This is a genomic window from Methylobacterium sp. J-077 (assembly GCF_022829365.1).
Classification (GTDB): domain Bacteria; phylum Pseudomonadota; class Alphaproteobacteria; order Rhizobiales; family Beijerinckiaceae; genus Methylobacterium.
The window spans coordinates 349,042-361,744 of record NZ_JAKSYJ010000119.1; the positions used below are offsets into that span (position 1 = coordinate 349,042).

Genomic DNA, 12,703 nt, shown 5'->3' on the forward strand with positions numbered 1-12,703 from the left:
GTCCGTTCCCGAATTGGTGCGTCTGTGTCGGGACCCTGGTGGGACGCCGCTTACCAACCGGTTTCGCAGTGCCGCGAAGCCTGTGGACAAGCCCGGCAGGCTTTCAGTCCTGCAGATGGCGGGCCGCGATGATCGAGGCGGCGGTACGATTCTCCACCCCGAGCTTGGCGTAGATGCCCTCCAGGTGCTTGGTCACGGTCCGGTGGCTCAATCCCAGGATCTCACCGATGTCGCGGCTCGATTTCCCCCGGGACAGCCAGAGCAGCACCTCCGCCTCCCGGCCGGTGACGGGGAGCTTTGCCCGCAGCCGCTCGACGCCGCCCGAGGCCTCCTCGCGCGACAGGCGCAGCAGGATCTCGTCCGGGGTGCGGCCGATGAAGCTCAACGCGTAAGCCGTGCCGTCGCCGCCGGTCAGGGTCAGGGCGTTGGCCGGCGCGCCGGTGAGGCAGCCGCGCAGCCAGTCCCGGGCGCGGGCGGGGAGCGCGAGGCCCCCGGACGGATCGGAGCCGAGCCCCGCCAGCAGGCGCCCGGCCTGTGGGGTCGCCCACAGCACCGCCCCGGCCTCCGAGACGGCGAACAGGGTCCGCCCGGCGGTGTCGAGGGCGGCCCGGGCGCTCTGCGCGGCCCGGGCGCTGGCGAGGTGGACGCGGATCCGGGCCAGGATTTCGTCGGGGGCGATCGGCTTGGTGACGTAGTCGATTCCGCCGGCGCTGAGGCCCTTCACGATATGCTCGGTCTCGCTGAGCCCGGTCATGAAGATCACCGGCACGCCGGCGATCTGAGGCTTGGCCTTGAGCCGCCGGCAGGTCTCGAACCCGTCCATGCCGGGCATCATCGCATCGAGCAGGATCACGTCCGGGGTGATCTCGTCGACCAGCGCCAGGGCGAGGTCGCCGCCCACCGCCACCAGCACGGTGGCGCCGGAGCGCTCGATCGCCTCGGTGAGGAAGCTCAGCGTGTCGGGCGAATCGTCCACCACCAGGACGACGTCGCGGCTCGGCTGGTTCGTCGGCGCCTCAGCCATGGCGGGCGAGTCCCTGCAGCACCGAGAGGTAGCGGCGCAGGTCGTAGCCCTCCACGAGGCCGCGCATCTGTGCCACGAAGGCGGGCGGGACCGCGGAATCGCCCTCCATCTGGGCCAGCTTGGCCTCGATCGCCCGGATATGGCCGATTCGGCCCAGGCGCAGCAATTCGCCGACGTGCTCGGGGCCGGGATGGCCGATCTCGGCGAGCGCGGGCGCGGGCTCGCGCAGGGACGGCGTCGCCGCGTCGGTCCATTCGAGGTGGAGCAGCTTGCCGATCCGCTCCAGCACGTCGCGCAGGTCGAAGGGTTTGGCGAAGATCGCGTCGTGAGGGGCGTCGTCGCCGCGCACCGGGCTGATCTCGTGGACGTTGGCCGACATCATGGCGATCGGCCCGGTGTGCCCCTCTGCCCGCAGCGTCGCGGCGGCGGCCCAGCCGCTCATGCCCGGCATGGCGATGTCGAGCAGGATCAGGTCGATCCCGCCCTTGGCCACCGCCGCCAGGCATTCGGGCCCGGAGCCCGCCTCGATCACGGAGATCCCGTGCGGCTCCAGGATCGCCCGCATCAGGGCGCGGTGGGCGGTGTCGTCGTCGGCGACCAGGATCGTGCGGCGGGCACCGGCATAGGCCCGTTCCGGCGCGGAGGCGGGGATGGGCAGGACGATCGGGGCGGGCTGCGCCACGGAGGCCAGCATCAGGCGCAGCCGCGCCTGGGTGCCGCCGCCCGGCGCCGCCGCCACGGTGATCTCGCCGCCGAGGAGTTGCGACAGCAGGTCCGCGATGGTCAGCCCGAGCCCCGTGCCCGGGGTGCTGCGGGCGGCCGGGGTCGAGCCCCGCTCGAACGGCTGGAAGATCCGGGCCAGATCCGCCTCGGGGATGCCCGGTCCGGTGTCGCGGATCGTGAACACCGCGATCTGGCTGCGGTAGCTCAGATCCAGCGACACGGTGCCGGAGGGCGTGAACTTGATCGCGTTCGACAGGAGGTTGAGCAGCACCTGGCGCAGGCGCTTCTCGTCGGTGGCGACCACCGCCGGCAGGATCTCCGGCCGCGAGAACCGGAATTCGAGGCCCGCCTCCCGGGCCTGGAGCCGGACCATGTCGACCAGCTGATCGAGGAACTCGATGAGCCGGACCTCGTCCCGGTGGATCTCGAGGCGGCCGGCCTCCATGCGCGAGATGTCGAGCAGGCCGTCGATCAGCCCGGAGAGGTGCTGGGCGCTGCGGCGGATCACCCGGATGCCGTTGAGGCGCGGGGCCGGGATCGCGGGGTCGGATTCCAGCAGCTGCGCGTAGCCGAGCACGGTGGAGAGCGGCGTGCGCAACTCGTGGCTGATCCCGACCACGTAGCGGCTCTTGGCAAGGTTGGCGGCCTCGGCCCGCTCCTTGGCCTCCTGCAGCTTGGCGTCGGTGAGCTTGTGGGCGGCGATCTCGGCCTCGTAGAGGGCGGTCTGGCGCATGGTCTCGGACTGGGCGACCCGCCGGCTCTCCTGCGCGAGCACGAACAGCCAGGCGACCACGCCGAGGATCACCACCAGGATGAAGAACACGCTGGTCAGCGCCGAGCGCAGAAAGTCGCGATGCTCGGGATGCGCGATGGTGGCGCCGGCATGCACGATCCCCAGGATCAGGCCGATCACAGCGCACAGCGTCAGCATCACCGCGAGGTAGCGCCCGAGCGGCGCGCCGATCCAGGCGGCGGTGCGGCCGGGCAGGATCCGGCCGAGCGCCTGCTGGGCCTGTACCTCCAGGCGCCCGTGAGGCTTGCACAGGTCGCCGCAGCGGGCGTCGAGCGAGCAGCACAGGGAACAGATCGGGGCGTCGTAGGCCGGGCAATGGGCCATGTCCTCGCCCTCGAACGGCAATTCGCAGACCCGGCAGATGATCTCGCCCGCCCCCCAATCCCGCTTCGGCGTCCGGGCGAGGTACCAACGGCCTGCCGTGGCCCAGGCGATCACCGGCGCCGCGCTGAAGGCGGTGGCCAGGGCCAGCAGCGGCGCGAACGGCTGGAGCCTGTGGCCCAGCAGGCCCGCATAGGCGAGCCCGCCGATGGCGAGCGCCAGCACCATGGCGCCGGTCCCCACCGGGTTGATCGCGTAGAGATGGGCGCGCTTGAACTCGATGCCGGCGGGCGAGAGGCCCAGCGGCTTGTTCACCGCGAGGTCGGCGGCCAGTGCCCCGACCCAGGCCGAGACCACGGAGGCGTAGAGCGGCAGCGTGCTCTCGATGGTCTTGTCGATGCCGAGCTCCATCAGGAGCACCGCGATGGCGACGTTGAACACCAGCCAGACCACGCGGCCCGGATGGCTGTGGGTCAGCCGGGAGAAGAAGTTCGACCACGCGATCGAGCCGGCATAGGCGTTGGTCAGGTTGATCTTGAGCTGGGAGACCAGGACGAACAGCCCGGTGAGCAGCAGGGCCGCCCGGCCGCCCTCCCCGGTGACGTAGCCGAACGCCACCGCGTACATCCGGGTCGGCTCGGCGGCGTGCTCGGGCGGGACGCCGTGCCCGAGAGCCAGGACCGCGAGCCCGGCGCCGAGCAGGATCTTGAGCATGCCGGGCACGATCCATCCGGCGCCCCCCGACAGCACCGCCAGCCACCAGCGCCAGTCCTGCCGGCCGTTCCGCTCAGGTACGAATCGCAAGAAATCGACCTGCTCGCCGACCTGGGCCAGCAGCGCAAGCAGCACCCCGGTGGCCAGCCCGAACCGGCCGATGTCGAAGGCGGCCCCGCCGCCGTCGAGGCCCGGGAAATCCGCCAGCGCGTGCAGGGGCTCCGTGCCCTGCGCCGCCACGAACACGAGCGGCAGCAGGCTCAAGGCCACCCAGAGCGGCTGCGTCCAGATCTGGAAGCGGCTGATCAGCCTGATCCCGTAGACCACCAGGGGTATCACCGCGGCGGCGCAGACGAGATAGCCGACGCCGAGCGGCAGCCCGAAGCAGAGCTGCAGCGCCAGCGCCATGATCGCCGCCTCGATGGCGAAGAACAGGAAGGTGAAGCTCGCGTAGATCAGCGACGTGACGGTGGAGCCGAGATAGCCGAACCCGGCGCCCCGGGTCAGCAGGTCCATGTCGAGCCCGTAGCGGGCAGCGTAGACGGTGATCGGCGCCGCGGTGGCGAAGATGATCAGGCCGACGACCAGCACCGCCGCGAGCGTGTTGGGAAACCCGGCCGTCAGCGCCAGGGTCCCGCCGATCGCCTCCAGCGCCAGGAACGAGACCGAGCCCAAAGCCGTCTGCGCCACCTGGAAGCCGGACCAGCGCCGCGCCTTCTTGGCGGTGAAGCGGAGGGCGTAATCCTCCAGGGTCTCGTCGGCGACGAAGCGGTTGTAGTCCCGGCGGATCGGGATGATGCGCTGGGGGCCGCTCATCGCAGCCCGGTCCGGCGCATGGAGCTGCCTTCGCTCGCGCGCGCGCGGAAAAAATCCAGCGCCCGGGCGCTGGCCACGCTGTCCGCCCTCGCTGCCAACGATCCCTCAGACTTCTGCGCCGCGATGGTGCACTCGATGCAAGACGACGGCCATACGCAAAACATCGTATAGGCCGCAGTGCAACCGAAGACCTAGCCTGGACTGGTCGATCCGAGCCGCTTCTCAAGGCCCGGACGCGGATTAAGGCAGGCACGATGGCTGACGACACCGAGACCGGCGCGAAGAACGGCTTGCATTCCCCGCTGCGGCGCAGGCTGCTCATGGGACTGGCCGGGGCGCCGGCCCTCGCCCTGATGCCGCGCGGGGCCTGGGCCGCCGCACCGACCTCGGCGGTGAACACAACCGGCCTCGCCGTGACCGACACCGAGGTGACGGTCGGCATCCTGCATTCGGTCACCGGCACGATGGCGATCTCCGAGACCGGCGCCCAGGAGGCGGAAAAGCTCGCGATCGCGCAGATCAACGAGGCCGGCGGCGTGCTCGGCCGCAAGATCAAGATCATCCAGGAGGACGGTGCCTCCGACTGGCCGACCTTCGCCGAGAAGGCCAAGAAGCTCCTGGTCAACGACCATTGCGCCGCCGTGATGGGCTGCTGGACTTCGGCCTCGCGCAAGGCGGTGCTGCCGGTGTTCGAGCAGTATAACGGCCTCCTGTACTATCCGACCTTCTACGAAGGCCTGGAGCAGTCCAAGAACGTGTTCTACACCGGCCAGGAGGCGACGCAGCAGATCCTCGCCGGGCTCGACTGGGTCCACAAGGAGAAGGGTGGCGACAGCTTCTACTTCATCGGCTCCGATTACATCTGGCCGCGCACCTCGAACAAGATCGCCCGCAAGCACGTCGAGAACGTGCTCAAGGGCAAGGTGGTCGGCGAGGAATACTTCCCGCTCGGCCACACCCAGTTCAACTCGGTGATCAACAAGATCAAGCTGACCAAGCCGAAGGTGATCTTCACCGACGTGGTCGGCGGCTCGAACGTGGCGTTCTACAAGCAGCTCAAGGCCGCCGGCATCGACCTGTCCAAGCAGGTGCTGATGACGATCTCGGTCACCGAGGACGAGATCGACGGCATCGGCGGCGAGAACATCGCCGGCGCCTATGCGTGCATGAAGTACTTCCAGTCGATCGAGAACGACAACAACAAGGCGTTCGTCGCCGCCTTCAAGAAGATGTGGGGCGAGAAGACCGTCATCGGCGACGTGACCCAGGCCGCCTATCTCGGGCCGTTCCTGTGGAAGATGGCCTGCGAGAAGGCCGGCTCCTTCGACGTCGACAAGGTGGTGGCGGCCTCGCCGGGCCTGGAGTTCAAGGGCGCGCCGGAGGGCTACGTCCGGATCGACGAGAACCACCATCTCTGGTCGAAGACCCGGGTCGGCAAGGCCAAGCCCGACGGCCAGTTCGAGATCGTCTACACCAGCCCGGAACTGATCAAGCCGGATCCGTTCCCGAAGGGTTACCAGTAGTCGCCACCAGCTCTTCCTTCCCGCCCCTGAGGGTTCCGAAGTTCACACATCGGTACGGGAAGGCCGCGACAAGCCCCCTCTCCCGTGCGGGAGAGGGTTGGGGTGAGGGACCCAGACTTTCCGGAGAGGTCGCATCCCTCACCCTGTCCCTCTCCCGCACGGGAGAGGGGACCCGCGCCTCAATCGGCATCGCCTGAATCCGACGGTACCCGGCAAAAACGACCACGCCCCCGGGCGCCCACCACACCAGCCAGATCGCGGGAGACCGAAAGCAATGCTCGGCGACTATTCCCTCGGCGACCTCGGCGCGATCTTCGCCATGCAGGGCTTCGCCGGCCTGATCCTGTTCTCGGTCTATCTGCTGATGGCGCTGGGGCTGGCGATCATCTTCGGCCAGATGGGCGTGATCAACATGGCACACGGGGAGTTCATGATCCTCGGGGCCTACGTCACGTATCTCTGCTCGACGTTCTGCCAGAGCTACCTGCCGGCCCTGTTCCCGGTCTACTTCTTCGTCGCGATGGGTCTGGCGTTCGTGGCCTCGGGGGCGCTCGGCATGCTGGTGGAGTGGAGCCTGATCCGGTTCCTCTACAAGCGCCCGCTCGACACCCTGCTCGCCACCTGGGGCCTGTCCCTGATCCTGCAGCAGGCCTACCGGTCGATCTTCGGCGCGCGCGAAGTCGGCGTCGAATTGCCGTCCTGGCTGATCGGCTCGGTGCAGGTCACCGACACGATCGAGATCCCGATCAACGGCCTGTTCGTGATGGCCATCACCATCCTGATCACGGTGAGCGTGGCGCTGCTGATCTACCGCTCGCGCTTCGGCCAGCAGGTCCGGGCCGTGATGGCCAACCGCGCCATGGCCGGAGCCGTGGGCATCGATACCGAGAAGGTCGATCGCTACACCTTCGGCCTCGGCTGCGGCATCGCGGGGATCGCCGGCTCGGCCTTCACGATGATCGGCTCCACCGGGCCGACCTCGGGCCAGCTCTACATCGTCGACACCTTCCTGATCGTCGTGTTCGGCGGCGCCGCGAGCCTGCTCGGCACCATCGCGTCGGCCTTCTCGATCTCGCAGACGCAATCGACCCTGGAATTCTTCCTCTCCGGCTCGATGGCCAAGGTGATCACCCTGCTCGCGGTGGTCGGCATCCTGATGTTGCGGCCGCAGGGCCTCTTCACCCTCAAGGTCCGGCGCTGAGGATGTCCATGATGACGAATCCGGTCCAGACCCTGACCAAATCGGTCACCGTCAACGACAACCCGTTCATGAAGCCGGTGGAGTGGCTGAGCTTGGCTCTGCTCGCCGGGGTGATCCTGGTGGTCCTGCCCCTGGCCCTCGACGGGTTCCGCCTCAACCTCGTCGGCAAGTACCTGACTTACGCCTTCGTGGCCCTCGGGCTGGTGATCTGCTGGGGCTATGCCGGCATCCTGTCGCTGGGCCAGGGCGTGTTCTTCGGGCTCGGCGGCTATTGCATGGCGATGTACCTGAAGCTGGAGGCTTCGAGCGTCGCCAACACGAAGATTCAATCGACCCCGGGCATCCCGGACTTCATGGACTGGAACCAGATCACCGCGGTGCCGTGGTTCTGGCTGCCGTTCAAGAGCCTGCCGCTGACCCTGATCCTGGTGGTCGCGGTGCCGGTCCTGTTCGCCTTCATCATCTCCTACGCGATGTTCAAGCGCCGGGTCGGCGGCACCTACTTCGCCATCATCACCCAGGCGATCGCCGCGATCCTGACGATCCTGATCGTCGGCCAGCAGGGCTATACCGGCGGCATCAACGGCATCACCGACCTGCGCACCCTCCACGGCTGGGACATCCGCACCGACCACGCCAAGGTGATCCTGTACTTCGTCAACGGCGGCTTGCTGATCGCCTGCATCCTGGCGGCGCAATACGTGAAGAAGTCGAAGCTCGGCCGCATCCTGGTCGCCATGCGCGACAAGGAGGACCGGGTCCGGTTCTCGGGCTACGCGGTGGCCGGCTTCAAGGTCTTCGCCTTCTGCCTGGCGGCGGCCTTCGCGGCGATCGGCGGGGCGATGTTCACCCTCCAGGTCGGGTTCATGTCGCCCTCCTTCGTGGGCATCGTGCCGTCCATCGAGATGGTCATCTACGCCGCGGTCGGCGGGCGGATGTCCCTGTTCGGCGCGGTCTGGGGCACGCTGCTGGTGAACTGGGCCAAGACCAGCTTCTCCGAGAGTTTTCCGGATCTCTGGCTGTTCGGCCTCGGCGCCCTGTTCATCGCGGTGGTCCTGGCCTTCCCGAACGGTCTCGCCGGCATCTGGCGCGAGCAGATCGAGCCCCGCCTGACCCGCCGGGTGAAGGGGCTGCGGGCGCCACCACCCGCCATCGTCCCGCCCCACGGCGCTCCGGCCGAGTGAGGAATCCATGAACGCCGCGATCCTCTCCTCCCCCGTGGTCGGCGCCGAGGCGGTGCCGGCCGATTACCTCCTCGCCGTCGAGGCGCTGACGGTCTCGTTCGACGGCTTCAAGGCGGTCAACGACGTGTCGTTCTACGTCGATCCGGACGAGATCCGGGTAATTATCGGCCCCAACGGCGCCGGAAAGACCACGGTGCTCGACCTGATCTGCGGGCGCACCCGGGCCAGCGCCGGCTCGATCAAGTACAAGGGCCAGGAGCTGACCAAGCTCTCCGAGAGCGCGATCGTGCAGGCCGGCGTCGGCCGCAAGTTCCAGACGCCGTCGATCTACGACGACCTCACGGTGTTCGAGAACCTGGAAATCTCGTTCCCCCGCGGCCGCTCGGTGTTCGGGGCGCTCACCTTCAAGCGCGACGCCGAGGTCCGTGACCGGATCCACGAAATCGCCGAGACGATCTTCCTGAAGGACCAGCTCAAGGAGCGGGCGGAGTTCCTGAGCCACGGCCAGAAGCAGTGGCTGGAGATCGGCATGCTGCTGATCCAGGACCCGGAACTCCTGATGCTCGACGAGCCGGTAGCCGGGATGAGCGTCGGCGAGCGGATCAAGACCGCGGAGCTGCTCAACCAGATCATCAAGGGCCGCTCGGTGCTGGTGATCGAGCACGACATGAAGTTCGTCGAGGACATCGCCCACCGGGTCACGGTCCTGCACCAGGGCAAGGTGCTCTCCGAAGGCTCGATGGAGCGGGTCAAGAACGACCCGAAGGTCATCGAAGTGTATCTGGGACATTGACGATGGCCTCGCTCCAGACCGCGCATCCGCCACTCGCCCAGGCGCCCCCGCGCGCCGTGATCCCGGACGTGGCCCCGGCCCTCGACGTCCATGACCTCCACGCCGCCTACGGCCAGAGCGAGGTCCTGCACGGGCTGACCTTCTCGGTGGCACCCGGCGAGATCGTCGCCGTGATGGGCCGCAACGGCATGGGCAAGACCACCCTGATGAAGACCCTGATGGGTCTCGTGCCGGTGAAATCCGGGACGATCCGGGTCGAGGGCGAGGCGGTCGCCGGGCTCAAGAGCCATGCCCGGGTCGCCAAGGGCCTCGCCTACGTGCCGCAGGGCCGGATGATCTTTTCCACCATGACGGTCCAGGAGAACATCGAGACCGGCCTGACCGTCACCGGCACCCGCAAGGTGCCGCAGGACCTCTACGACATGTTCCCGGTCCTGCTGGAGATGAAGGGACGGCGCGGCGGCAACCTGTCCGGCGGCCAGCAGCAGCAGCTCGCCATCGCCCGGGCGCTCGCAAGCCGCCCGAAGGTGCTGCTGCTGGACGAGCCCACGGAGGGCATCCAGCCCTCGATCATCCGCGAGATGGGCCGTACCCTCAAGAAGATCCGAGACCAGCGCGGCCTCTCCATCGTCGTCTCCGAGCAGGTCCTGAGCTTCGCCCTCGACGTCGCCGACCGGGTGATCGTCATGGAGAACGGCGCCATCGTCCACGAGGCCCCGCGCGAGGGCATCGACGAGGCCGCCGTCGCCCGGTTCCTGTCGGTCTAGGGGCGCCTGAATGGCCGATCACGAGATCTTCGAACTCGGCGACTTCGTGCTCCAGTGCGGCAAGACGCTGCGTGCGGCCAAGCTCGCCTACAAGACCTTCGGGACGCTGAGCCCGGCCAAGGACAACGCCATCGTCTACCCGACCTGGTACTCGGGCCAGCACACGGAGAACGAATGGCTGATCGGCCCCGGCAAGGCGCTCGATCCCGACAAGTATTTCATCATCATCCCGAACATGTTCGGCAACGGGCTCTCGTCCTCGCCGAGCAACACCCCCGCGCCCTGGAACGGGCCGCGCTTCCCCAACGTCACCGCCTACGACAACGTCCGCGCCCAGCACCGCCTCGTCACCGAGCATTTCGGCATCGAGACGCTGGTTCTGGTCACCGGCTGGTCGATGGGGGCGCTCCAGACCTACCACTGGGCGTCGATGTATCCCGACATGGTGCCGAAGATCCTGCCGTTTCAGGGGTCGGCCAAGTGCTCCCGGCACAACTACGTCTTCCTAGAGGGCGCCAAGGCGGCGCTGCAGGCCGACGCCGCCTGGGAAGAGGGCTGGTACACGCGCCCGCCGACCCGGGGCCTGCGCGCCTTCGGCCGGGTCTATGCCGGCTGGGGCCTGTCGCAGACCTTCTACCGGCTCGAGGCCGACATCACCCACATGGGCTACGCCTCCCTGGAGGACTTCCTGATCGGGTTCTGGGAAGGGCTGTTCTACGCGCGCGACGCCAACAACCTGCTCGCCATGCTGTGGACGTGGCAGCACGGCGACATCAGCGCCAACGACACCTTCAAGGGCTACTTCAAGGCCGCCCTCGGCGCGATCCGCGCGAAGGCGTTCCTGATGCCGGCGTCGACGGACCTGTACTTCCCGCCCGAGGACAACGCCATCGAGGCGGCCGCCATGCCGAACGCGGAACTGCGCGTGATCGACACGTGGTGGGGCCATTTCGCGGGCGGCCCCGGCACCAGCCCGGACGACATCAAGGTCCTCGACGACGCGCTGAAAGAGCTGCTCGCGAGCGGGTGAGGTTCGCGCAACGGCGCGCGGATGGGGTCCGCCCCAAGGTTCTAGGGAGCTGGAGACAGAACATGCCCGAGACGCTGATCAAGGTCGATCTGACGCAATCGGCCTACGACAACGACATGGTGCACAACCGCTGGCACCCGGACATCCCGATGGTCGCCACCGTGAAGCCGGGCGCGGACTTCATCGTCGAGACCTACGACTGGACCGGCGGCTTCATCAAGAACAACGATTCCGCCGACGATGTCCGCGACATCGACCTGTCGATCGTCCACTTCCTGTCCGGCCCGATCGGCGTCGAGGGCGCGGAGCCCGGCGACCTGCTGGTGGTCGACCTCCTCGATATCGGCGCCAAGCCCGAGAGCCAGTGGGGCTTCAACGGCTTCTTCTCGAAGAAGAACGGCGGCGGCTTCCTCGACGAGCACTTCCCGCAGGCTCAGAAGTCGATCTGGGACTTCGAGGGCATGTTCACCAAGTCCCGCCACGTGCCCGGCGTGCGCTTCCCCGGCCTGATCCATCCCGGGCTGATCGGCTGCCTGCCCGATCCGAAGATGCTGGAGACCTGGAACACCCGCGAGAAGGCGCTCTACGACACCGATCCCGAGCGCGTGCCGGCGCTGGCCACCCTCCCCTTCGGCCCGACCGCCCATATGGGCCGCCTCCAGGGCGACGCGAAGGAGGCCGCGGCCGCCACCGGCGCCCGGACGGTCCCGCCCCGGGAGCACGGCGGCAATTGCGATATCAAGGACCTGTCGCGCGGCTCGAAGATCTACTTCCCGGTCTACGTGCCCGGCGCCGGCCTCTCTATGGGCGACCTGCACTTCAGCCAGGGCGACGGCGAGATCACCTTCTGCGGCGCCATCGAGATGGCCGGCTGGGTCCATCTCAAGGTCGATCTGATCAAGGGCGGGATGGCGAAGTACGGGATCAAGAACCCGATCTTCAAGCCGTCGCCGATCACGCCCAAGTTCGACGATCACCTGATCTTCGAGGGCATCTCGGTCGACGAGCACGGCGGCCAGCATTATTTGGATGTTCACATCGCCTACCGGCAGGCCTGCCTGAACGCGATCGAGTACCTCAAGAAGTTCGGCTATTCGGGCGCGCAGGCCTATTCGATCCTCGGCACGGCGCCGGTCCAGGGGCACATCTCCGGGGTGGTCGACATCCCGAACGCCTGCGCGACCCTGTGGATACCGACCAAGATCTTCGAGTTCGACATCAACCCGGGTGCCGACGGGCCGACCAAGTTCCTGGACGGGTCGATCCAGATGCCGCTCTCGCCGGATCTGTAATCTGCCGCCGGTCACGGACGCGACCTGCCCCCTCTTCCGTGCGGGAGAGGATTGGGGTGAGGGGTCAGGTCCATCCGGAGGGGTCGTATCCCTCACCCTGTCCCTCTCCCGCACGGGAGAGGGGACCCGCGCTCAACCTGATAACGCACCGTTCAATTCTGAAAGCACGCCATGCCCGTCTACGAATACGCCTGTGCGGCCTGCGGGCCGTTCACCGCCATGCGGCCGATGGCGGAGTTCAAGGATCCGCACGCTTGCCCGGATTGCGGGGAGGCCTGCGCGCGGGCCTTCCTCACCGCCCCGCGCATTTCCGGGATGGATGCGGGGCTCACGGCGGCCCACGCCACCAACGAGCGCAGCCGGCACGCGCCGCGACGCTCTGGCAGCCACGGCGCGGGCTGCGGCTGCTGCACGCCGAAGAAGACGGCCGCGGCGCCGGCCGCCGCCAAGAGCTTTCCGAGCGCGCGGCCCTGGATGATCAGCCACTGAACCAGCCCTTCCCCCTCCGCGGGCTTACGGACT

At 68.0% G+C, this 12,703-nt stretch carries 11 protein-coding genes; 9 read left to right on the forward strand and 2 right to left on the reverse strand.

The features are described from left to right. Positions 1 to 103: 103 nt before the first annotated feature. The gene (locus tag MKL11_RS14580; RefSeq protein WP_243944654.1) at positions 104 to 1,024 is read right to left on the reverse strand and encodes a response regulator transcription factor; all 921 of its coding nucleotides are present in this window, start codon (positions 1,022 to 1,024) and stop codon (positions 104 to 106) included. Continuing rightward, a complete protein-coding gene (locus MKL11_RS14585) occupies positions 1,017 to 4,391 on the reverse strand; it encodes an ATP-binding protein (RefSeq protein ID WP_243944655.1) in 3,375 nt (1,124 codons plus the stop codon). The genes MKL11_RS14580 and MKL11_RS14585 overlap by 8 nt, the downstream gene beginning before the upstream one ends. Positions 4,392 to 4,409: 18 nt before the next feature. Here MKL11_RS14585 and MKL11_RS14590 point away from each other — a divergent pair, with 18 nt between their 5' ends. From MKL11_RS14590 to MKL11_RS14630, 9 genes are all read left to right on the forward strand, one after another. After that, positions 4,410 to 4,562, forward strand: a complete 153-nt coding sequence (locus tag MKL11_RS14590) for a hypothetical protein (protein ID WP_243944656.1) — start codon at positions 4,410 to 4,412, stop codon at positions 4,560 to 4,562. 83 nt (positions 4,563 to 4,645) lie between these two features. Then, positions 4,646 to 5,914: an urea ABC transporter substrate-binding protein gene (gene urtA, locus MKL11_RS14595; protein WP_243944657.1), complete on the forward strand. Its 1,269-nt coding sequence runs from the start codon at positions 4,646 to 4,648 to the stop codon at positions 5,912 to 5,914. A gap of 274 nt (positions 5,915 to 6,188) precedes the next feature. Beyond that, positions 6,189 to 7,115, forward strand: a complete 927-nt coding sequence (gene urtB, locus MKL11_RS14600) for an urea ABC transporter permease subunit UrtB (RefSeq protein ID WP_243944658.1) — start codon at positions 6,189 to 6,191, stop codon at positions 7,113 to 7,115. An 11-nt stretch (positions 7,116 to 7,126) separates the two neighbouring features. Continuing rightward, positions 7,127 to 8,299 (forward strand): urea ABC transporter permease subunit UrtC, encoded by a 1,173-nt coding sequence (urtC, locus tag MKL11_RS14605; protein ID WP_243944721.1) that lies wholly within the window; start codon positions 7,127 to 7,129, stop codon positions 8,297 to 8,299. A gap of 7 nt (positions 8,300 to 8,306) precedes the next feature. Then, positions 8,307 to 9,092 (forward strand): urea ABC transporter ATP-binding protein UrtD, encoded by a 786-nt coding sequence (gene urtD, locus MKL11_RS14610; protein WP_243944659.1) that lies wholly within the window; start codon positions 8,307 to 8,309, stop codon positions 9,090 to 9,092. A 2-nt stretch (positions 9,093 to 9,094) separates the two neighbouring features. After that, positions 9,095 to 9,859 (forward strand): urea ABC transporter ATP-binding subunit UrtE, encoded by a 765-nt coding sequence (gene urtE, locus MKL11_RS14615; protein ID WP_243944660.1) that lies wholly within the window; start codon positions 9,095 to 9,097, stop codon positions 9,857 to 9,859. Between the two features lie 10 nt (positions 9,860 to 9,869). Then, complete coding sequence (locus tag MKL11_RS14620; protein WP_243944661.1) at positions 9,870 to 10,889, forward strand: alpha/beta fold hydrolase; 1,020 nt, start codon at positions 9,870 to 9,872, stop codon at positions 10,887 to 10,889. A gap of 62 nt (positions 10,890 to 10,951) precedes the next feature. Continuing rightward, entirely contained in the window at positions 10,952 to 12,181 is a 1,230-nt protein-coding gene (gene fmdA, locus MKL11_RS14625) for a formamidase (protein WP_243944662.1), read from the forward strand. Positions 12,182 to 12,352: 171 nt separating this feature from the next. Beyond that, on the forward strand, positions 12,353 to 12,670 hold the full coding sequence (locus MKL11_RS14630) for an FmdB family zinc ribbon protein (protein ID WP_243944663.1): 318 nt from the start codon (positions 12,353 to 12,355) through the stop codon (positions 12,668 to 12,670). Positions 12,671 to 12,703 lie beyond the last annotated feature (33 nt).

Bases quoted from the DNA above. Each gene is read 5' to 3' on its own strand.
- urtA (WP_243944657.1), top strand. From the start codon at position 4,646: ATGGCTGACGACACCGAGACCGGCGCGAAGAACGGCTTGCATTCCCCG.
- MKL11_RS14580 (WP_243944654.1), bottom strand. From the start codon at position 1,024: ATGGCTGAGGCGCCGACGAACCAGCCGAGCCGCGACGTCGTCCTGGTG.
- urtD (WP_243944659.1), top strand. From the start codon at position 8,307: ATGAACGCCGCGATCCTCTCCTCCCCCGTGGTCGGCGCCGAGGCGGTG.
- MKL11_RS14585 (WP_243944655.1), bottom strand. From the start codon at position 4,391: ATGAGCGGCCCCCAGCGCATCATCCCGATCCGCCGGGACTACAACCGC.
- MKL11_RS14620 (WP_243944661.1), top strand. From the start codon at position 9,870: ATGGCCGATCACGAGATCTTCGAACTCGGCGACTTCGTGCTCCAGTGC.
- urtC (WP_243944721.1), top strand. From the start codon at position 7,127: ATGACGAATCCGGTCCAGACCCTGACCAAATCGGTCACCGTCAACGAC.
- MKL11_RS14590 (WP_243944656.1), top strand. From the start codon at position 4,410: ATGGAGCTGCCTTCGCTCGCGCGCGCGCGGAAAAAATCCAGCGCCCGG.
- urtE (WP_243944660.1), top strand. From the start codon at position 9,095: ATGGCCTCGCTCCAGACCGCGCATCCGCCACTCGCCCAGGCGCCCCCG.
- MKL11_RS14630 (WP_243944663.1), top strand. From the start codon at position 12,353: ATGCCCGTCTACGAATACGCCTGTGCGGCCTGCGGGCCGTTCACCGCC.
- urtB (WP_243944658.1), top strand. From the start codon at position 6,189: ATGCTCGGCGACTATTCCCTCGGCGACCTCGGCGCGATCTTCGCCATG.
- fmdA (WP_243944662.1), top strand. From the start codon at position 10,952: ATGCCCGAGACGCTGATCAAGGTCGATCTGACGCAATCGGCCTACGAC.